This window comes from Mesorhizobium sp. LNHC252B00 (assembly GCF_000502955.1).
GTDB lineage: Bacteria > Pseudomonadota > Alphaproteobacteria > Rhizobiales > Rhizobiaceae > Mesorhizobium.
Genome location: NZ_AYWO01000025.1, coordinates 58,243 through 77,884 on the forward strand (window position 1 = coordinate 58,243; position 19,642 = coordinate 77,884).

Consider the following 19,642-nt stretch of genomic DNA (forward strand, 5'->3'; position numbering starts at 1 on the left):
ATGCCCTCCGCAGCCCTCTTCGACCTTCTGCCTGATTTCGGCACACGCACGCAACGTGCCAGCCGGGCCACGGTCGATCCCCAACACAATCAGGAGACGCCTGCCCCGCAAGCCGATATCGGCACGCTGATCGCGGAAGCGGTTGTCCAGGCCGAGGTTGCGCTTGAGGCGCGCCTTTCGGTTGCGCATGAAGCAGCGCTCGAAGCCGAACGCCAGGCCAATGCAGAAGAAGCAAGGGTATTTCTCGAAAGCCTTGGCGACGATATCGGCAAGGCGGTCTCGCAGCGTATCGATGCCATGGAGGCGCGTGTGACCGGACTTGTCGCCGCCACGGTCGCTCGCATCATTGGCGGCATCATTAGCGACGATCTGCAGAAACGCTCGATCGAGGTGCTCGCCAGTGCGATACGCGAGGCGGTCGGCGATGCTGAAGCGGTGCGCATCGCCGTCCGCGGGCCGCTCTCACTATTCGAAACGCTGAAGGCATCGCTCGGGCCACGCGCCGCCAATCTCGACTTCGTCGAGACACCGGGCTTCGACCTCACTGTCGCCATCGACGAGGCGGTGTTCGAAACGCGCATGGCCGAATGGTCGACGACCCTCTCAGAGGTTCTTGCATGAGCGTCGCAGAGGCCGGACACGCCCCCCACGAAATCATCATCGTGCGGCATGCGCATGGCGATCACGACGACGCCCACCATGGCGGCGTCTGGAAGATCGCCTTCGCCGACTTCATGACGGCCATGATGTGTTTCTTCCTGGTCATGTGGCTGATCAACGCCGCCAACGAGCAGACCAAGGCGGCCGTCGCCAGCTACTTCAACCCAGTCAAGCTGGTCGACCGCAATTCGAGCCGCAAGGGCCTGGAGGATCTCGGCGACGGTCCGCGCGCGATCGGCACGACGGCCGACAATCCGCAGAAGGCGACCAACAAGGCCGGCCAGGACGGCGACGGCTCGGCGGACCGCAAGCAGGAAAAGCAGGAACTGCCGCAGGCGGAGCACTCCGACGAGCATCTGTTCGCCGATCCTTATGCGGTGCTTTCGGAAATCGCCACCGACACCGGCGTCATGCAGAACGTCAGTCAGAAGGGCGACGGCGGCGCGCAGGCTGCCGGCCCGGCGACAGGCGCCTCTGGCGGCGCCTCCTACCGCGATCCCTTCGAGCCGGATTTCTGGTCGCAACAAATGGCGGCGCCCGCCGCGGAGGCCAGTGCCGAGCGCACCAGGATCGAGGGCGATCCGGTCAAGCCCGGCGACAAGGCCGCCGAAACGCAAGTGCCGAAAGTCAAAGCCGTACCGCCCGTCGCTGCCGCACCGCACGAACCGCTGGCCAAGGACGCGATCGGCAAGCAGGCCACGAATCCGGAAATGGCCAAGGTCGGCGACACGAAATCAAGCGAAACCAAACCGGGCGAGACCAAACCGAACGACATCAAGGCCGCGGACCCAGCCAAAGCCGACGCCGAGCCGCAAAAGGCTGCCAAGCCCGACACCAGCGAGAAGGCGCCGACCGCCGCCGCTGTCAAGGCCGCGGCCGACGTCAAGCGGCAGTTGGCCGATGCCTTCAAATCCGGCGACAAGCTGCACGACGGCGTCTCGGTCGAAGCCACCGACAAGGGCGTCGTCATCTCTATCACCGACCAGTTCGACTTCGGCATGTTCGAGGTTGGCTCGGCGCTGCCGAGACGCGAACTTGTGCTGGCGATGGAGAAGATCGGCCGCATCGTCAACAGCCAAAAGGGCACCATCAGCATCAACGGCCACACCGACGCGCGACCTTTCCGCAGCGACAGCTACGACAATTGGCGACTGTCGACGGCGCGCGCGCATTCCGCCTACTACATGCTCGTGCGCGGTGGCGTCGACGAACGCCGCATCACCGAGGTCGCAGGCTTCGCCGACCGCCAGCCGAAGGACCCCGCGAATCCATTGGCGGCCGTGAACCGCCGCATCGAAATCCTGATGGCGACCGACGGATGAGGCGAACCGCCGCCATCAGCCAATTGATTGGCCTGTTGCTGCTGGCAGTCGGACACCCGTCGGCCGGCTTCGCTCAGGAAGCGCTGCAGCCATATCAGTTGGTGCGCTCGCTGCAGCTGGTGCAGGATCGCATAGCCACCGGCGATCATGCCGCGCTCCCGATGCAGGCCAAGCTGCTGGAGATGGCGGATGCGCGCCTGCGCACGGCGGATGCCGAGGACTACAAGGATCCCAAGAACTTTCGCGCCCTGCTTGTCTACGGCATGAGCGGCGGCAACCCGGTGACGGTGGAGGCCGCCGCGTCGCGCGCCACGACGGACCCGCAAAACCTTGCCATAGCCAAAGGCGTAATCGACTACCTGACCGGCCGGCCCGGCGAGGCGATCGAAGCCTTGAAGCCGATCGAGCCCATGGCGCTGCCTCCGGATCTCGGCGCTTTCCTTGCGCTGGTCAAAGGCTCGTTGCTTGCCGGCGACCAGCCAGCGGCCGCACTTGGTCTGCTCGACAAGGCAAGATTGCTCAGCCCCGGCACGCTGGTCGAGGAAGCTGCACTTCGCCGTTCGGTCGGCATTGCAGTCGCGCAAGGTGACGCGGCACGCTTCGCGCTTGCCTCCACCCAATATGTGGAGCGCTATCTTTATTCACCCTATGCCAGCCAGTTCGCCGACTCTTTCGTCTCCGGCGTCATCGCGCTGCATATGTCGATCAGCCAAGACAAGCTGGCCGACATTACCTCAATGATGGATTCCGAGCGCGAGAAGGTGATCTATCTACGCATCGCCCGCCGCGCCGCGATCGACGGTCTGAACGACCTGTCGGCCTTCGCCTCGGTACGGGCCGAGCAGGGCCGCGACGGCAACACCAACCAGGATGATCCCCGCGCCTTGCTCTATGCCAGCCTTTCCACCGTCACCTCGGGCACCATCGAGGATGTTCGCGGCAAGCTTGGCAGGATCGACCGCAGCCGGTTGTCGGATGGCGACCGCGCTTTGCTGGACGCCGCGCAGGCCATTGCTGGCGAAGTCGTGGCGCCGCCCACCGCCCTTCCCGAGGAAAAGCCTGCCCCTGTTGCGGTCGGGCAACCACCGGTGCCCGAGACCGCCACACCGCAAGGCGCCGATGTCAGCGGACTGCCACCGGTCGAAGGCGCGATCTCGGAGCAACCTGCCGCCGCCGCAGCCTCCGGCCGACCAGCTGCCAGTGCGCCGGACACGCACGCGGTTCCGTCCGCGCCTGCCGATGCGGCGGCTGTCATGCCGGCGTCGGCGCCGTCGCCTGCTGCCAGTCCCCAGCCCACCGATCCGACCGATGCCGCCATGACCAGAACACGTCGACAGCTCGACGTGATCGACCAGATGCTTGGAGCCGCCCCCAAATGACCGCCAGACTCGGCCCGGCCCTGCCAGGATCTGCCTCCACGCGCGCGACGTCGGAGCGACCGGCCGCGAATGGCAGGAACGATGACGATGGCTTCGGCAAGGTGCTGCGCGGCGACACCGATCCTGCCCGCCCGCAACGGCAGCCGACGACCGAAGCGGGAACACGAAACCCGCGCTGGAGCAAGCTCACTGCCGGCCTCGCCGGCCATGTCGGCAAGGCCGAGCCGTCGTCGGCCGATCCAGGACCGATCGCCCCCGCCAAAGGGCCGGCCGTGAAGGCCGGCAAGGACGACCTGGGACCAAAGTCACACAGGAACGATGCCGACGCCGAAAAGGCGGCTCCGGAAGCCGATGCCGCGCCGCTTCAAGACGACCTGCCGCTGCTGATCGCGTTTCATGACCTGCGCCATTTCTCCACATCGTCCAAAGCAGCCGGGCGCGAGGCATCAACTGGCGAGAGCCCGCCGGCCCCGGCGCTCGACGGGCAAGCTCCACTGCCGAAGACCTACCGCTCGAAATTGACCGCCGGACGCGAAGCCCTCGAAACTGTATCGAAGCCGGAGCAGGTCTCGATCGTCGAGGGGTCTCTGACGGAGCTTGATGCCAAGCCGCCGAGTGCTGCCGGTGCTGCCTCGAGCACGTCGAAACGCGACAACACGGTGGCGCCCCAGAAGCTGCCGGAGGCGCCGGCTGCCGAGGCGCCCGGCGCACGGTCGAAGCACGACGCGCCGGCGATGAAGAGCATCGAGGACGTCCAGTCCGCGATGCGGCCCGAAGCGGGAAAACAGTCTCCGTCCGCGACACGCATCGACGTGGTGTCCGAACGGAGCTACCCAGCACCGCCGCAAAGTCCCATCAGCCAGGCAGCTCTCAATGTGATCAACGCCATAGCCGCCGATAGCGGCCCGCAAAAGGCAGTTTCAGCCTCATCCACGACCGCCCGGCTGGCCAGCTCTGTTGCCGTTCCGACACATGTGTTGAAGATCGAGCTGCACCCAGCCGAACTCGGGATGGTTACGGCCCATCTTCGCCTCTCCGGAGAACAACTTTCGATTGAGCTGAAGCCTGAAACACATGACGCCTATCGTCGTCTGTCAGCCGACAGCGAGGCCATCGTCAAATCGCTGCGCGGGCTTGGCTTCGAGGTCGACAAGGTCACAATCATGCAACCTTCGGTAGCAGGTCCCGCCACAACCCGCTCCGATGCAACCGCACCCCTGCCGGCGGCAACGGGCCGCGATCCGTCGTCCTTTCAATCCGGGAATTCGGGCGGCGGCAATGGTGGAGCCGGCGGCCAGAAATCGGGTCAGCAACCCTCGGGAAAACGCAACGATGATGCGCAGGATTACGGCCGCGGCACTTCGCCTTCTCGCGAGCGCTCTGGCGGCGATATCATTATCTAGCGCGGCAAGCGCTGCCGCTGCTGTGGCCAACCCTTGCGAGCCGGAGATCCTGCGCGCCGCCGATCGCTATGGCGTACCCGCCGGCATCCTCTATGCCGTTGGCCTGACGGAGACCGGAAACAAGGGCAGCCTTCAACCCAACGCCTTGAATATAGAGGGAAAAGCGGTCTTTCCGCGAAGCCGGGCCGAAGCCCTTGCCGCCTTTGCCAATGCCCGCCGCGAGGGCAAGACGCTGATCGATCTGGGCTGCATGCAGATCAACCATCACTACCACGCCTCGCATTTTCGCAGCGTCGAGGACATGCTCGACCCACGCCAGAACGTCGATTACGCGGCGCGCTTCCTGGCCGGCCTCCATGCCCGTCACGAGACCTGGTCGATGGCTGTCGCCCGCTATCATGCCGGTTCCGACAACGATCCGGCACAGAAGATCTATGTCTGCCGCGTCATTGCCAACATGGTCGCCACAGGCTTTGGAAAATGGACCGCGAACGCTCGCGGCTTTTGCAACCCATAAGCGTATTTCCCGGTTCAGCGAGTCGATCCCGCAACCCTGACTCGTCGCTTGGACCAAGTCGGCTCTTACCCTCGAGAGCATATTTGGCTGCATGCTAATGCAACCGATACGATTCCGGACTCCCAAGAAACTAGCTACAAGAAATGACGGTTGTTCAGGATTCTCGCCAGCGGATACGCCTTTCTTCACGGGGCAAATGATTTGATTCGGAGGCGGGCCGATGATTGTTATCGTTGACGAGCGCGAGCTCGTAACAGAGGGATACAATTCACTTTTCGATCGTGAGGGCATCGCCTGTGCAGGCTTTGCATCCGGCGAGTTTGGTGAGTGGGTGAACTCGGCTGCCGATACCGATCTTCGCTCGGTCAGGGCCTTCCTCATCGGCGACTGCCGCGATGGCTCCATCTCTCCCCGCCAGATCCGCGATCGCACCGGCGCTCCGGTCATCGCGCTCAGCGAACAGCACTCCCTGGAGAACACGCTGCGGTTGTTTGAAAGCGGCGTCGACGACGTCATTCGCAAGCCCGTCCACATCAGAGAGATACTGGCCCGCATCACCGCCATCCGCCGTCGGGCCCAGGAAGATGTCGCCTACACCGAGATCGGCGCCATGCGCATCTTCATGGACGGCCGCGACCCAGAAATCGACGGCCAGCCCCTGCCCCTGCCGCGCCGTGAGCGCCGCATCCTCGAATATCTGGCGAGCAATCGCGGGCGTCGCGTCACCAAGACCCAGGTTTTCAACGCCATCTACGGCATCTTCGACGAAGAGGTCGAGGAGAACGTGGTCGAAAGCCACATCAGCAAACTGCGCAAGAAGCTGCGCGAAAAGCTGGGCAGCGACCCGATCGATTCCAAGCGCTTTCTTGGCTACCGGCTGGTCTTCTGATGCAGCTTCGCGCCAGCCTCGCGCAAGAAAACACGCGTAGCCTCGTTGCCAGTGGCATCCACTTTGGAGCCAGCGGCATGCACATTGGGGAGACGTTTCGATGAGCCTCTACGGAATGATGCGGACCGGCGTTTCCGGCATGAACGCGCAAGCAAACCGCCTGTCGACGGTCGCCGACAACATCGCCAATTCCGATACCACCGGTTACAAGCGGTCCTCCGCAGAGTTCTCGACGCTGGTCATGCCATCTACAGGCGGCGCTTATAATTCCGGCGGCATCACCACGACGATCCGTCAGGCGGTCAGCGATCCGGGCGTGCTTCAATACACGACCTCGGTCTCGGATCTTGCTGTCAGCGGCGATGGTTTCTTTGTCGTTCAGGATCCGAGCGGCACACCTTACCTGACCCGCGCCGGCGCCTTCGTGCCCGATGGGCAGGGCAGGCTGGTCAACTCGGCCGGCTTCCAGCTGATGGCCTATAGCTACGACAACGGCGTGCCGGCAGCGACGGTCAACGGCTTCGAGGGATTGGTCCCGGTTGTCATCTCCGACCAGGGAATGACCGCGACGCCGAGCACCGACGGTAGCTATGCCGGCAACCTGCCGGCAGGCGCGACACCGGTCGCGACCGCCAACCTGCCCGCCGCCAACGCTGCGGGCGCACAATACACGTCGAAATCCTCGATGGTCGCCTATGACAATCTCGGCAACAAGAAGCTGCTCGACGTCTATTTCACCAACACCGGCACCGGCACCTGGCAGGTAGCGGTCTTCGACCAGTCGAAGGCCACTGCCGGAACCTCATTTCCCTACACAGGCGGCGCGCTCGGTTCGGCCAATCTGACCTTCGACACCACCACCGGCAAGCTCACCGGCACGCCCACCAGCGTTTCATTCACCGTGCCGAACGGCTCTGCCTTTTCGCTCGATCTGTCGGCGCTGACCCAGCTTGGCACCGGCTTCACCGTTTCCGATGCCCAGGTCAACGGCAACGCGCCGAGCACCATCGACAAGGTCCAGATCAGCAAGGACGGCACCATCTACGCCCAGTACAAGGACGGTTCCACCAAACCGCTCTACAAGATCCCGCTGGCCGACGTGCAGAGCCCGGATCAACTCACCGCACTGCCCGGCAATGTCTACTCGCAGGGCACCGAGTCGGGCGCGGTCCGTGTCGGCTTCGCCAATGAAGGCAAGCTTGGCTCCATTATCTCCGGCGCGATCGAGAACTCCAACGTCGACATCGCCGAGGAGCTGACCAACATGATCGCAGCGCAGCGCAGCTACACCGCCAATTCGAAAGTCTTCCAGACCGGCTCCGATCTGATGGACGTCCTTGTCAACCTGAAGAGATAAAACGGGCACCGCCCCGCGAAAGACCGCATGTCACTGTCTACCGCATTGAGTATCGCCCAGTCCGCGCTTATGAACACCGCGCGACAGACCAGCGTTGTCTCGCGCAACGTTGCCGACGCCTCCAATCCGGACTATTCGCGCCGCCAGGCCATCGTCACCAGCACGGCGCCGGGCGCGCGGTCGGTTGATATTCAACGCGTCACCAATGACCTCTTGTTCCGCCAGAATCTCGGCGCACTGTCGGCCTGGAGCGGCCAGAACGCGCTCTTCAGCGGCATGGATCAGCTGGGAGTTGCGGTCAACGGCGTCGACAATGCGTCCTCGCCCTCGTCCGTGATCGCCAACCTGCAGCAGGCGCTGCAGCTCTACGCCACTTCCCCGTCCAACCAGAACCTCGGAGCCAGCGTCATCGACGCCGCCAAGCAGGTTGTGCGTTCGCTGAACGAGGGCTCCAAGGCCGTCCAGGATTTCCGCACCCAGACCGATGGCCAGATCGCCACGGCGGTTGACGACCTGAACTCGCTGCTCAGCCAGTTCCAGGATGCCAACACGGCCGTCATGACCGGAACCCGCTCCGGCAACGATGTTTCCGATGCGCTCGACCAGCGCGACGCGCTTTTGAAGAAGATTTCGAACTATGTCCCGGTGTCGACTTTCTCGCGGGGCGACAATGACATGGTCATCACCACCGGTGACGGCACGACATTGTTCGAGACGATACCGCGCACGGTCAGTTTCGCGGCGTCGGCTGGCTATACCGCGGGCGCCGCCGGCAATGCAGTCTATATCGACAATGTGCCGATCTCGGCGGGAGCCGGCGGCAACACCAGCGCCAGCGGCACGCTTGCCGGCCTGCTGCAACTGCGCGACGGCGTCGCCTCGACCATGCAGAGCCAGCTCGACGAGACCGCGCGCGGCCTGATCACGGCCTTTGCCGAAACGGCGCCATCGCAACCTAACAAAACCGGCCTTTTCACATGGTCGGGCGCGCCGGCCGTGCCGGCAGCGGGCACGCTGGTCAACGGGCTTGCCGCATCCATCAGCGTCAATGCGGTGATGGACCCGAGCAGCGGCGGCAATCCGACGCTGCTGCGCGACGGCGGTGCCAACGGTGCGGCCTATGTCGCCAACACCGGTGGCGCATCCTATTCCACCCTGCTGATTGCCTATGGCGATCGGCTCGACCAGCCGATGGCCTTCGATCCCGCCGCCGGGGTTTCGGCTACGTCCAGCGTTTCCGATTACGCGGCCAACTCGATCGGCTGGTTCGGGGGCATGCGCCAGCAGGCATCGACCGCTTCCGACGCCAAGGAAGCACTGGCCTCGCGCAGCGCCGAGGCGCTGTCCAACGCAACCGGCGTCAATGTCGACCAGGAAATGTCGCTGCTCCTCGACCTCGAGCACACCTATCAGGCGTCGGCCCGGATGATGAAAACCGTCGACGACATGATGGCGGCCTTGCTCAACGCGGTGGGATAATCCATGACTTCTGTCTCGTCAGCCGCCATATCGAACGCCATGCGCTCCCAGCAGATGCGCATGCAGGCCGATCTCGTCAAAGCTACGAAAGAGTCCTCGAGTGGCAAGGTCGCCGATGTCGGTCTAGCTCTCGGAGGGCGCACTGCCCAGTCCGTCACCTTCCAGCGCGATCTCGACCGGCTCAATGTCATCATCGACTCCAACGGCCTGGTCGGCGCTCGCCTTTCCTCGACGCAGACCTCGCTTGGCCAGCTCTCCGGCGCCGCTCAGACATTCCTGTCTGCCCTGACCACCGCCTCATCAAGCGATTCTTCCAACAGTCTCACCCGGGATTCCGGCAAAGCGACCATCCAGCAGCTGACCTCGATCCTCAACACCAGCGTCAACGGCGAGTACCTGTTCGCCGGCACCAACACCGACGTCAAGCCGATCAACGACTTCAGCGCCGCCGGCTCGCCGGCAAAGGCGGCATTCGATGCTTCCTTCGTCACCAATTTCGGTTTCACCCCGGATGACCCGGCAGCCGCCAACATCACTGCCGCGCAGATGGACGATTTCATCACCAACGACGTCGTACCGCAGTTCATGGGTCCGGGATGGCAAGGCAACTGGTCGAACGCCACCGACCAGCAGATCGTCAGCCGCATCGCGCTCAACGAAACCACACCGACCTCGACCAGTGCCAACAGCGACGGCATCCAGAAGCTCGCCATGGCGGCAACCATGGTTGCCAGCCTGATGTCCAGCAACATCAGCCAGGCTGCGAAGAACACGGTCGTCAGCCGCTCCACGTTGCTGGTCGGCGAAGCGCTGAGCGGCATTGCCCAGGTTCAGTCCGAGACCGGCATCGTCCAGAAGCGGCTGTCCGACGCAAACGACCGTATGAAAACTCAGACCGATCTGTTCGAACGGCATATTGTCGATCTGGTTGGCGTCGATCCAGCCGAAGCCGCGACCCGCGTCGCCGACCTGACGCAGCACATCGAAACGTCCTTCGCGCTGACCGCACGCCTGCAGCAGCTCAGCCTGCTGAATTACCTGACCTGACAACGCTTAACGGAACGGTAGAGCCCCAACGATGTACCAATTCTCCTACGCCGACATCCAGAGCACCTCAGTAGCCGATGCGAAGGACCGCGAGCGGGAACTCCTGACCCGCTCGATCGACATGCTGGCGGCAGCGGCGGCGGCCGGCCACAGTTCGATGGAGGCGATCGAGGCACTGAATTTCACCAACCGTGTCTGGACCGCCTTCGTCGAGGACCTCGGCTCCAGCGACAACGCCCTGCCCAAGGAACTGCGCGCCAACCTCATTTCCATCGGTCTGTGGCTGCTGCGCGAGGCGGAGGACATTCGCCAGGGCCGCACCAATAATTTCGAAGGGCTGATCGAAGTGTCCCAGATCATCAGGGACGGCATTCAATGACCAACACACTGAAGATATCGCTCAAGCCGAATGAAAAGATCTACATTAACGGCGCCGTCATCCGTGTCGACCGCAAGGTCACCGTCGAATTGATGAACGACGTGCAGTTCCTGCTCGAAAGCCACGTGATCCAGGCCGAAGATGCCTCGACGCCGCTCAAGCAGCTGTATTTCATCCTGCAGGTCATGCTGATGAACCCGGCCGGCGCGGCCGCCGCGCGCGACATGTTCCGACGCTCGCTGCCGTTGCTGCTTGTAAGCTTCGAAGACACCCAGATCTGCGGCGCGCTGAAACAGATCGACCGCATGGTCGGCGAGGATTATATTTACGAGGCGCTGAAAGCAATTCGCGCGCTCTATCCGCTTGAACGCCGCGCGCTGGGCGGCAATGACGACGTTCCGGGTGCCGAGCGCCCGCTGGCTGTGGGAGCACGATACTGATGAACGTGGACATGACGACGAAGATACCGACCGGCGCCAACCAGGCCACCGCGTCGACGTCGAAGACAGCGGTCGACTATCAGTCCTTCCTGAAGCTTCTGATCGCCGAGATGAAGAACCAGGATCCGACCAAGCCGATGGACTCGACGCAGTACGTCGCCCAGCTCGCCACGTTCTCGCAGGTCGAGCAATCGGTGCAAAGCAACACCAAGCTCGACCAGATCATGCAGTCCTCGGCGCTGTCGCAGGCCGACGCGCTGATCGGGCGATCGATAACCTCCGCCGATGGCAACACGACAGGCACGGTGGCGTCGGTGCGCCTCGCCACCAGCGGCCTCATCGCAGTGCTGCAGAACGGCACCGAAGTCGCGGTCGGGCCGGGAGTCTCGGTCAAGGCAGCGAGCTGACGCTTTCGACAGAGAGCAAGTCCCATGAACGAGGCCGACGCTCTCGATATCGTCCAGTACGCGGTGTGGACGGTGCTCACCGCGTCCGCCCCGGTGGTGCTTGTCGCCATGGTGGTCGGCATCGGCATCGCCCTCATCCAGGCGCTGACGCAGGTCCAGGAAATCACCTTGACCTTCGTGCCGAAGATCGTCGCCATCATGCTGGTGGTGGCGCTGACCGGCCCTTTCATCGGCAGCCAGATATCAGCCTTCACCAACGTCATCTTCGAGCGAATCCAGAACGGCTTCTGAGCGGCAGCTATCCGACTGTGTTGGAACGAGTGCCAAGGCTTGCAGACGGCTGCGGCTAGATTGTCCTTTGCATTCGGGCAGGTCGCTTGCAGACCCGATGCATCTCCTCAGGTCTGGCGGCAGATAGGGCGTGGACCTCCTCTATCCCATTGTTGGACCATGGGCTTTTTCGAAAGACATTCGCCCTTTGCGGCGCCATGCCCTACTTTCGGCAAACGGCCTGAGCAAACGGATCGTCTGACGAATCGGCACGACATGGCAGGAACCACCGATGATTGACGAAAAGCCGGACAACGAGAGCGTCTCGGCACTGGCGCCCTTCCGGCACGGCATTTTCCGCGCCGTCTGGGGTGCAAGTCTCGTCTCCAATTTCGGCGGCCTGATCCAGGGCGTCGGCGCCGCCTGGATGATGACCACGATTGCCACCTCCCCCTATCAGGTGGCCCTGGTCCAGGCTTCGACCACCTTGCCGATCATGCTGTTTGCGCTCGTCGCCGGCGCCATTGCCGACAGTTTCGACCGGCGCAAAGTGATGCTGATCGCCCAGACCTTCATGCTGGTGGTCTCGGTGTTCCTGACCCTGTTCACCTATTCCGGCCTGATCACGCCGTGGACGCTGCTTGCCTTTACTTTCCTGATCGACAGCGGCACCGCGCTCAACAGCCCGTCATGGCAGGCCTCCGTCGGCGACATCGTGCCCCGTAACAAGGTGCCGGCCGCCGTCGCGCTCAATTCGATGGGCTTCAATCTTACCCGCAGCGTCGGCCCGGCGATCGGCGGCATCATCGTCGCCGCTGCCGGCGCGGCGGCCGCGTTTGCGGCAAACGCGGTGAGCTATATCGGCCTGATCGTCGTCCTGGCGCGCTGGAAGCCGGACGTGCCGGTATCGACCTTGCCGCGCGAGTCGCTGGGTGCCGCCATGGGCGCCGGCCTGCGCTATGTCGCCATGTCGCCCAACATCGGCAAGGTGCTGGTCAGGGGAGCTGCTTTCGGCTTCAGCGCCGGCGCCGTGCTGGCACTGCTGCCGCTGGTGGCGCGCGATGTCGTCAACGGCGACGCCCTGACCTACGGCATCATGCTTGGCGCTTTCGGCATCGGCGCCGTCGGCGGCGCCTTGATCAGCGTCAGGCTGCGGCAATTGCTGTCCAGCGAGACGATGGTGCGCTGTGCTTTCGCCGGCTTCGCCGTCTGCGCCTTCAACGCCGCCTTCAGCCACCATGCCTGGCAGACCTCACTCGGCCTGCTCGTCGGTGGTGCTTGCTGGGTGATCGCGCTGTCGCATTTCAATGTCACGGTACAGATGGCCACCCCGCGCTGGGTGGTCGGCCGGGTGCTGTCGGTCTATCAGACCGCGACCTTCGGCGGCATCGCGCTCGGCAGCTGGATCTGGGGCGTCGTCGCCGATGCCCATGGCGCCGAAACCGCGCTTATCGCGGCCAGCATGGCCATGCTGGCCGGCGGCGCCATCGGTCTGCTCTTGCCGCTGCCACAACAGCAGGTGCTTAACCTCGATCCACTCAACCGCTTCAGGGAACCGCACCTGGCGCTTGACCTCAAGCCGCGCAGCGGGCCGATCGCCATCATGATCGAATACGTCATCCGCGAACAGGACGTACCCGAGTTCCTCGCCACCATGGCCGAACGTCGCCGTATCCGCCGCCGTGACGGCGCCCGCAACTGGACACTGGCGCGCGACCTCGAAAATCCGTCGATCTGGATCGAGCACTACCATACGCCGACCTGGATCGAATATGTGCGCCACAATGGACGCATCACCCATGCCGACGCCGTCATCGGCGAGCGCGTGCGGGCGCTGCACAGCGGCGACGAGCCGCCGCGCGTGCGGCGCATGATCGAGCGCCCGACGACCGCCGGCACGGCTCTCGTGATGGCCAAGGGACCGATCGAGCATTAGGCTTAGCAACCGCGCTTGGCCTCCTGGATTCCCTGGGTTACGCTACCCCTCGCCCGACAGGTCCCTGCGCGCCTTGTCGAGTTCCTCGGCGTAGCGCCGCATCAAATGGCCTTCGGTCAGCAGCCCCAGCACGATGTGGTCGGTGAAATCCTTGACCACGGCGAGTTCTTCGGCGCCAGCGCGCTGGAAGGTTTCGGCAGCGGCCTGCACGTTCATGCTGGGCACCAGAACCGCGTCCTTGTACTTGGCAAGATCGCGCACCGCGACCTCGCCGTCGGATAGATCGCTGTGCAGTTCGGCCACGATCAGCATGCCGACATAGTGGTCGCCCGCATCGACGGCGATGACGCGCTGGGCCGAGCCGAGCGGCACTTGCCTGCGGAAGGCTGCCAGCGTGGTCGAGGCAGAGATGGTCTTGATATCCTTGCGCATCATCGAGCCGACGGTGAGGCTGCGCATCCAGCCAACGTCGTGGGCGCTGCGGATGGTCTCGCCGCGCAGGTGGAAGCGCCAAGTCGAGAACGAGTAGCCGAAGGTTTCCCGAACCAGGATCGCCGACATGAGCGAGGCCGCCAGCACGACGCCGGTCAGCGTCAGGTCGCGGGTCGATTCCAGCGCCAGGAAGGTCATCGTCAGCGGTCCGCCGACGACGCCGACGGCGAGCGACGTCATGCCGACGACGGCGGCGACGGCAGGGTCGATGCCGGTTGCCGGGGAGACGACGACCATCACATCCGCAAACGCCTTGCCGAGCAGCGCGCCGAGGAACAACGAGGCAAAGAACAATCCGCCGCGAAAGCCCGATCCCAGCGAGATCGCCGATGCCGCCAGCTTGAGCACGAAGACGCTGGCCACCACGGCCAGTCCGTAATTCATCGAGAATTCGCGATGCAGCGCGCCATGGCCGCTGGACAGGACCTGCGGCGTGATCAACCCCAACAAGCCGACGACGACGCCGCCGATGACGGGGCGCAGCGACGCATCGATCGACAAATTGGCAAAACCGCGCTCGATCAGCGTCACCAGATGCATGATGGCGATCGCCACGGCCCCGCCCAGCAGACCAAGCAGCAGGAACGGCAGGTACTGGCTGGCGGTGAGCGACGGCAGGCCCGAAAGCTCAAGCGGAAACGGCGCTCCGCCGAACATTTCGGCGGTCAGCGAGGCTGAGATCGCCGCTGTCATGACAGGCGCGACATTGGCGACCGAATAGATGCCGATAATCAGTTCGAAGCCATAAAAGGCGCCGGTCAGCGGCGCATCGAAGGCGGCCGCTATGGCACCGGCCGCACCACAGCCAACCAGGATGCGGACATCGTTGCGGCGCAGCCTGAAGAAGTGCGCCAGCCGTGACGCCAGGCCGGACCCGACCTGCGTGTAGCCGGCTTCCAGCCCGACCGAGGCGCCAAAACCGCTGGAGATCATCGTCTGGCCGGCGATGATGAAGGTGTCGGTCAGCGACATGCGTCCGCCATAGAGCGCGTTGGCTTCGATCGGGTCGATCGGGGCGCGGAATTTCCGGATTCTGAGCCAGATCACCGTTAGGCCGAGCAGGATGCCGCCGATCGCCGGTACCAGCGCCTGCGCCGGATTGGTGAGCGAGAACATGCCTGAAAGCCGACCACCGGGCTGGACGCCGAACAACAGCCCGTGCAGGTCCTGCACGATCTGGCTCATCGCCGTGACCAGTAGGCCCGCCATCACGCCGACGGCGCCGGCCAGGATGACCACCGCTATGCCGCGCGCCTCGAGCAGCGGCACCGATCGGATCAGCACCGCGCGCAGCCGGCGGGCGTAGACTTCGCTGTGGTTTCTGGAAAGCACCGGGGCGGCTCGCCGACATCACAAAAGGCAGTGGAAAGGCCGCCTGATACGCCCGGCGACAAGGCATGGCAACCACAATGGCGACAGACGAGGCGCCATTGTGGCAAACCGATCAGGTCGGCGTGGGCTCGCCGGCTTCATAGAGCACGAGGTTGCGCTCGCCGATGCCAAGTGCCGGCCAGCTGGCACGCCAGTCCGCAAGGTGCGGCGAGGCGAAATGCGCGTCCAGCGCCGCCCGGTCGCTCCAGGCTTCCGCGACCCGGATGAGCCCGGCATCGAGCACATCCCGCGCGTAGGAATATTGGACACAGCCGGCCTCGGCACGGCTGGCCAAAACCATGCGCTCCATGGCGGGTTTGGCTTCCTCCAATTTGTTTGGCGGCAAGCGGATGGTGCCGATGATCAGAAGCATGGGTTTTCCCTTCTTTGCCAAGCCGGCCCGCACGCCACCCGCGCATGCTCGTTCGAACTAGCCAGTCTCCCACCCTCGCGCAAGCTTGGCGGGCTACCTTCACCAGGCTGTCGCGCGCTCGGCAGTCTATGGTTTTGGGGACGACATGGCGATCAGCGAAAGCATCCAGCCCGGCGCGGTAGCCAAGAACGGCCGCGACGTCTTCTTCGCCATCGGCATCGTCATCATCCTGGCCGTGCTGTTCCTGCCGATCCCGGCCTTTCTCATCGACATCGGCCTCGCTTTCTCGATCGCGCTTTCGGTACTGATCCTGATGGTGGCGCTGTGGATCCAGCGGCCGCTCGATTTCTCGTCATTCCCGACCGTGCTGCTCATCGCCACCATGCTCAGGCTATCGCTCAACATCGCCACCACGCGCATGATCCTGTCGCACGGCAATGAGGGCACGCACGCGGCCGGCTATGTCATCGCCGGTTTCTCCAAGCTGGTGATGGCCAGCGACTTCGTCATCGGCCTCATCGTCTTCATGATCCTGATCGTGGTGAACTTCATCGTCATCACCAAGGGTGCCACCCGTATCGCCGAAGTCGGCGCCCGCTTCACCCTCGATGCCATTCCCGGCAAGCAGATGTCGATCGATGCCGATCTCTCCGCCGGCATGATCGACGACAAGACGGCGCAGCTACGCCGCCGCGAGCTGGAAGAGGAATCCTCCTTCTTCGGCTCGATGGACGGCGCCTCGAAATTCGTCCGCGGCGATGCCATCGCCGGCCTGATCATCACTGCCATCAATATCGTCGGCGGCATTGCCATTGGCTACATCAGGCACGGCATGGGCATGGGCGAAGCCGCCGACGTGTTCATCAAGCTGTCTGTCGGCGACGGCCTCGTAACCCAGATCCCGGCGCTCATCGTCTCGCTCGCCGCCGGCCTGCTCGTCTCCAAGGGCGGCACCCGCGGCTCGACCAACCAGGCGGTGTTCGGCCAGCTCGGCGCCCATCCGCGCGCCCTCTACGTCGCCGCATCGCTGCTGGTGCTGCTCGGTCTGATGCCTGGCCTGCCGGTGTTCCCGTTCTTTGCGCTCGCCGCCGGCATGGCCGGCCTCGGCTACGTCATCCCGATGCGCCACAACCGCGCCCTCGCCGAAGCTGAAGCGATCAAGGACCAGGAGAAGGCGACCAAGGTCGAGGAGGAGAAGAACTCGGTCAAGGCCTCGCTCGCCACCGCCGAGATCGAGCTGCTGATCGGCAAGCAGCTGTCGACGAGGCTGCTGACGTCGCATCAGGAACTGGTTTTCCGCATGGCCAAGATGCGCAAGAAATTCGCCACTCAATACGGCTTTGTCGTGCCGGAGGTGCGCGTCGCCGACGATTTCGCCATCCCGCCGAAGAGCTACCAGATCAAGGTGCATGGCACCGTGGTGGCCGAATACCAGATGCGTGTCGGCGAGATCATGGTGCTGCTCGGCAACCGCGACATGCCCGAAATACCCGGCGAGGAAATTCGCGAGCCGGCCTTCGGCATGCGGGCCTACTCCGTGCTCGAAACCTTCTCTGAAGACCTTAAGCGCGAGAACTACACCTTCGCCGACAACATGTCGGTGCTGCTCACCCATCTCTCGGAGGTCATCCGCAACAACCTGCCGCAGCTACTGTCCTACAAGGACATGAAGGCGCTGCTCGAACGGCAGGACCAGGAATACCGCAAGCTCGCCGACGAGATCTGCACCACGCACATCTCCTATCCAGGCCTGCAGGCGGTGCTGAAGCTGCTGCTCGCCGAGCGGGTCTCGATCCGCAACCTGCATCTGATCATCGAGGCGATCGCCGAGATCGCACCGCATGTGCGACGCACCGAGCAGATCGTCGAACATGTCCGCATCCGCATGGCCCAGCAGATCTGTGGCGACCTCTCCGAGGGCGGCGTTTTGAAGGTGCTGCGCCTCGGCAACCGCTGGGACCTCGCCTTCCACCAGAGCCTCAAGCGCGACGCCAAGGGCGAGGTGCGTGAGTTCGACATCGACCCGCGCCAGTTGGAAGAGTTCGGCCAGGACGCGACCAAGGCGATCAAGAAATATCTGGAAGCCGGCGAACGTTTCGTGCTGGTCACCGCGCCCGATGCCCGTCCCTATGTGCGCATGATCATCGAGCGGCTGTTCACCACGCTGCCGGTGCTCAGCCATGTCGAAATCGCCAAGGGCGTCGAAATCAGGGTGCTCGGAACCATATCGTGAGCGTGCTCTCGCAAGGCGTCGTCATCGCGGCGTTCCTCGCCTTCTGCCGTATCGGCGCCTGCTTCATGCTGATGCCGGGCCTGTCCAGTGCCCGCATTCCGGTCCAGGTCAGGCTGTTCGTGGCGGTCGCCGCCACCGGCGGCCTGCTCGCTTTCCTCTGGGACAAGATCTTTCCCTTCGTCGACCCGCGCCCGCAAATCCTGGTGCCGATGATCATCTCGGAACTGCTGGTCGGCGGCCTGATCGGCGCGATGACCAGGCTTTACATGGAAGCCCTGCGCTTCATGGGCTCGGCCATCGCCATGCTGATCGGTTATGGCGGCACCGGCGGACCGGCGATCGAGGAGCCCGAACCCCAGGCGGCGCTTGCCGCCATCATCTCTTTTTCGGCGCTGCTGATGCTGTTCGTCTTCGATTTCGACCACGAGATCGTGCGCGCGCTGGTATCCTCCTACACGGTCGCGCCGGTCAACATCTTCTTCAACCCGCAGGCCGCACTGGTCGATGTCACCGACACGGTCTCGGACACCTTCTTCCTGGTCATCCGCCTCGGCAGCCCGTTCGTCGCCTATGCCATTCTCGTCAATCTGACGATCGGCTTCGTCAACAAGCTGACCCCGCAGATCCCGATCTATTTCATCTCCCAGCCGTTCATCATCGCCGGCGGCATGATCATCTTCTACTTCGCCATCGGCACAATGCTGTCGCTGTTCGTCGATGGTTTTGTCGACCTGACGCTGGCGAGATGACCATGACCACGCGCAAGGACCGTCTCAGGAAACTGGTCAAGGTGCAGGAGCAGTTGAAGGCGCTGCACGAAACCCGTCACGCCACCTTCATCGCCGCGGCCAGTAATGCCGAGACCGAAGCCCGCGATCTGGTCGGGCATTTCGACCAGGCCGATTCCCTCTCCGGCCTGTTTCCCGATCTCTATCACCGTCGCATCGCCCAAGCCGTCGTCCGCCAGGAGGCGAACCTGACAAGCGCCAAGCAAGAAGCCAGCCTCATCGCCGCCGCAACCGCGCGCACCAACATGGTCGAACGCGCCTACAAGGAGGTGCGCAACCGCGACGAGCGTGAACGCTCCGACCGCGAGCGGCTGGACCTGATTGCGCAGAAGCGGGGACATGAGAAGTAGTTGGCATCCGCTACCCGCTTGCGCAAACCAACGAAGCCGAGCCCGAATTTAGGGTTCATTCGAAGTGACGGGCCTTTTGGACCAGAGGTCAGTTTGATCAGCCATATTTTTGGTCGCGGTTGGTAAAATTGCGCCAACCACCATAGGCGGAGATATCGGACGCGTCCGCTAGGCCGGCGGTTTCTACGAGAAACCCCTTGGCCGCGCTGCCATCCTCGAGTTCGATCGTTCCTACACCGAGCGGTGCCGGAATGGCGGCGACGAAACGGCCGAAGGCCTCCGGTCCAAGCCGCCAGACCTCGACATCGATCGGCGTGCCGCCATCTGCAACGCGGATCAGGCCGGGTTTCGGCACCGACTGCCCGGCCAGCGCATAGAGCTTGTAGGCGGCGGCGGTTCTGGTGGCGCGCAGGAATTGCGCGCAGAGCTGATTGAGCTGGCCGTTGAGTGGCATGCCCGACAGATGCGCGCCGACCACCACCAGATCGATCATGCCGTCGCAGGGCGGCACGGCGGCCGGCTGCGGGCCGGGCTGGGGCCAGCCCGTTGC

19 protein-coding genes and 1 pseudogene are annotated in these 19,642 nt (G+C 63.9%); 17 read left to right on the forward strand and 3 right to left on the reverse strand.

Features of this window, described 5'->3' with window-relative positions; all coding sequences use genetic code 11:
- The 14 genes from X744_RS145755 to X744_RS145690 all read left to right on the forward strand — a co-directional run bounded on the left by X744_RS145755 (position 1) and on the right by X744_RS145690 (position 13,485).
- On the forward strand, positions 1 to 621 hold the full coding sequence (locus X744_RS145755) for a hypothetical protein (protein ID WP_023761694.1): 621 nt from the start codon (positions 1 to 3) through the stop codon (positions 619 to 621).
- A complete protein-coding gene (locus X744_RS145750) occupies positions 618 to 1,982 on the forward strand; it encodes a MotB family protein (protein ID WP_023761695.1) in 1,365 nt (454 codons plus the stop codon). Before X744_RS145755 ends, X744_RS145750 begins: the two co-directional genes overlap by 4 nt.
- A complete protein-coding gene (locus X744_RS145745; protein ID WP_023761696.1) occupies positions 1,979 to 3,361 on the forward strand; it encodes a chemotaxis protein in 1,383 nt (460 codons plus the stop codon). Before X744_RS145750 ends, X744_RS145745 begins: the two co-directional genes overlap by 4 nt.
- Complete coding sequence (locus X744_RS145740; RefSeq protein ID WP_023761697.1) at positions 3,358 to 4,764, forward strand: flagellar hook-length control protein FliK; 1,407 nt, start codon at positions 3,358 to 3,360, stop codon at positions 4,762 to 4,764. Before X744_RS145745 ends, X744_RS145740 begins: the two co-directional genes overlap by 4 nt.
- Entirely contained in the window at positions 4,694 to 5,281 is a 588-nt protein-coding gene (locus tag X744_RS145735; RefSeq protein WP_050589583.1) for a transglycosylase SLT domain-containing protein, read from the forward strand. The genes X744_RS145740 and X744_RS145735 overlap by 71 nt, the downstream gene beginning before the upstream one ends.
- A 220-nt stretch (positions 5,282 to 5,501) precedes the next feature.
- Positions 5,502 to 6,170, forward strand: coding sequence for a response regulator transcription factor (locus X744_RS145730; RefSeq protein ID WP_023761699.1), 669 nt, complete (start codon positions 5,502 to 5,504; stop codon positions 6,168 to 6,170).
- A gap of 100 nt (positions 6,171 to 6,270) precedes the next feature.
- Positions 6,271 to 7,527, forward strand: a complete 1,257-nt coding sequence (locus X744_RS145725) for a flagellar hook protein FlgE (RefSeq protein WP_023761701.1) — start codon at positions 6,271 to 6,273, stop codon at positions 7,525 to 7,527.
- Between the two features lie 27 nt (positions 7,528 to 7,554).
- The gene (flgK, locus tag X744_RS145720; protein ID WP_031260867.1) at positions 7,555 to 9,006 is read left to right on the forward strand and encodes a flagellar hook-associated protein FlgK; all 1,452 of its coding nucleotides are present in this window, start codon (positions 7,555 to 7,557) and stop codon (positions 9,004 to 9,006) included.
- 3 nt (positions 9,007 to 9,009) lie between these two features.
- Entirely contained in the window at positions 9,010 to 10,053 is a 1,044-nt protein-coding gene (locus tag X744_RS145715; protein WP_031260869.1) for a flagellar hook-associated family protein, read from the forward strand.
- A gap of 31 nt (positions 10,054 to 10,084) precedes the next feature.
- A complete protein-coding gene (flaF, locus tag X744_RS145710) occupies positions 10,085 to 10,432 on the forward strand; it encodes a flagellar biosynthesis regulator FlaF (RefSeq protein WP_023761704.1) in 348 nt (115 codons plus the stop codon).
- Complete coding sequence (flbT, locus tag X744_RS145705) at positions 10,429 to 10,872, forward strand: flagellar biosynthesis repressor FlbT (protein WP_023761705.1); 444 nt, start codon at positions 10,429 to 10,431, stop codon at positions 10,870 to 10,872. Before flaF ends, flbT begins: the two co-directional genes overlap by 4 nt.
- The gene (gene flgD, locus X744_RS145700; RefSeq protein ID WP_023761706.1) at positions 10,872 to 11,279 is read left to right on the forward strand and encodes a flagellar hook assembly protein FlgD; all 408 of its coding nucleotides are present in this window, start codon (positions 10,872 to 10,874) and stop codon (positions 11,277 to 11,279) included. Before flbT ends, flgD begins: the two co-directional genes overlap by 1 nt.
- 24 nt (positions 11,280 to 11,303) lie before the next feature.
- Positions 11,304 to 11,570 carry a flagellar biosynthesis protein FliQ gene (gene fliQ, locus X744_RS145695; protein WP_023761707.1) on the forward strand — a complete coding sequence of 89 codons (267 nt, stop codon included), beginning with the start codon at positions 11,304 to 11,306 and terminating at the stop codon, positions 11,568 to 11,570.
- Positions 11,571 to 11,841: 271 nt separating this feature from the next.
- Positions 11,842 to 13,485: an MFS transporter gene (locus X744_RS145690; RefSeq protein ID WP_023761708.1), complete on the forward strand. Its 1,644-nt coding sequence runs from the start codon at positions 11,842 to 11,844 to the stop codon at positions 13,483 to 13,485.
- Between the two features lie 42 nt (positions 13,486 to 13,527).
- Here X744_RS145690 and X744_RS145685 read toward each other — a convergent pair whose 3' ends face one another.
- Entirely contained in the window at positions 13,528 to 15,309 is a 1,782-nt protein-coding gene (locus tag X744_RS145685; protein WP_023761709.1) for a chloride channel protein, read from the reverse strand.
- 112 nt (positions 15,310 to 15,421) lie between these two features.
- Positions 15,422 to 15,721 carry a putative quinol monooxygenase gene (locus X744_RS145680; RefSeq protein ID WP_023761710.1) on the reverse strand — a complete coding sequence of 100 codons (300 nt, stop codon included), beginning with the start codon at positions 15,719 to 15,721 and terminating at the stop codon, positions 15,422 to 15,424.
- Between the two features lie 145 nt (positions 15,722 to 15,866).
- On the opposite strand from X744_RS145680, the gene flhA reads away from it, so the two are divergent.
- From flhA to X744_RS145665, 3 genes are read left to right on the forward strand one after another with little or no spacing between them, the layout of a single operon-like run.
- A complete protein-coding gene (gene flhA / locus X744_RS145675) occupies positions 15,867 to 17,954 on the forward strand; it encodes a flagellar biosynthesis protein FlhA (RefSeq protein WP_031260872.1) in 2,088 nt (695 codons plus the stop codon).
- Positions 17,951 to 18,703, forward strand: coding sequence for a flagellar biosynthetic protein FliR (gene fliR / locus X744_RS145670; protein WP_023761712.1), 753 nt, complete (start codon positions 17,951 to 17,953; stop codon positions 18,701 to 18,703). Before flhA ends, fliR begins: the two co-directional genes overlap by 4 nt.
- Positions 18,704 to 18,705: 2 nt before the next feature.
- Positions 18,706 to 19,092, forward strand: coding sequence for a hypothetical protein (locus tag X744_RS145665; protein WP_031260873.1), 387 nt, complete (start codon positions 18,706 to 18,708; stop codon positions 19,090 to 19,092).
- A gap of 97 nt (positions 19,093 to 19,189) precedes the next feature.
- Here X744_RS145665 and X744_RS1000000174590 read toward each other — a convergent pair.
- Positions 19,190 to 19,642 (reverse strand): annotated as a pseudogene (locus X744_RS1000000174590) (allophanate hydrolase); the annotation flags it as partial.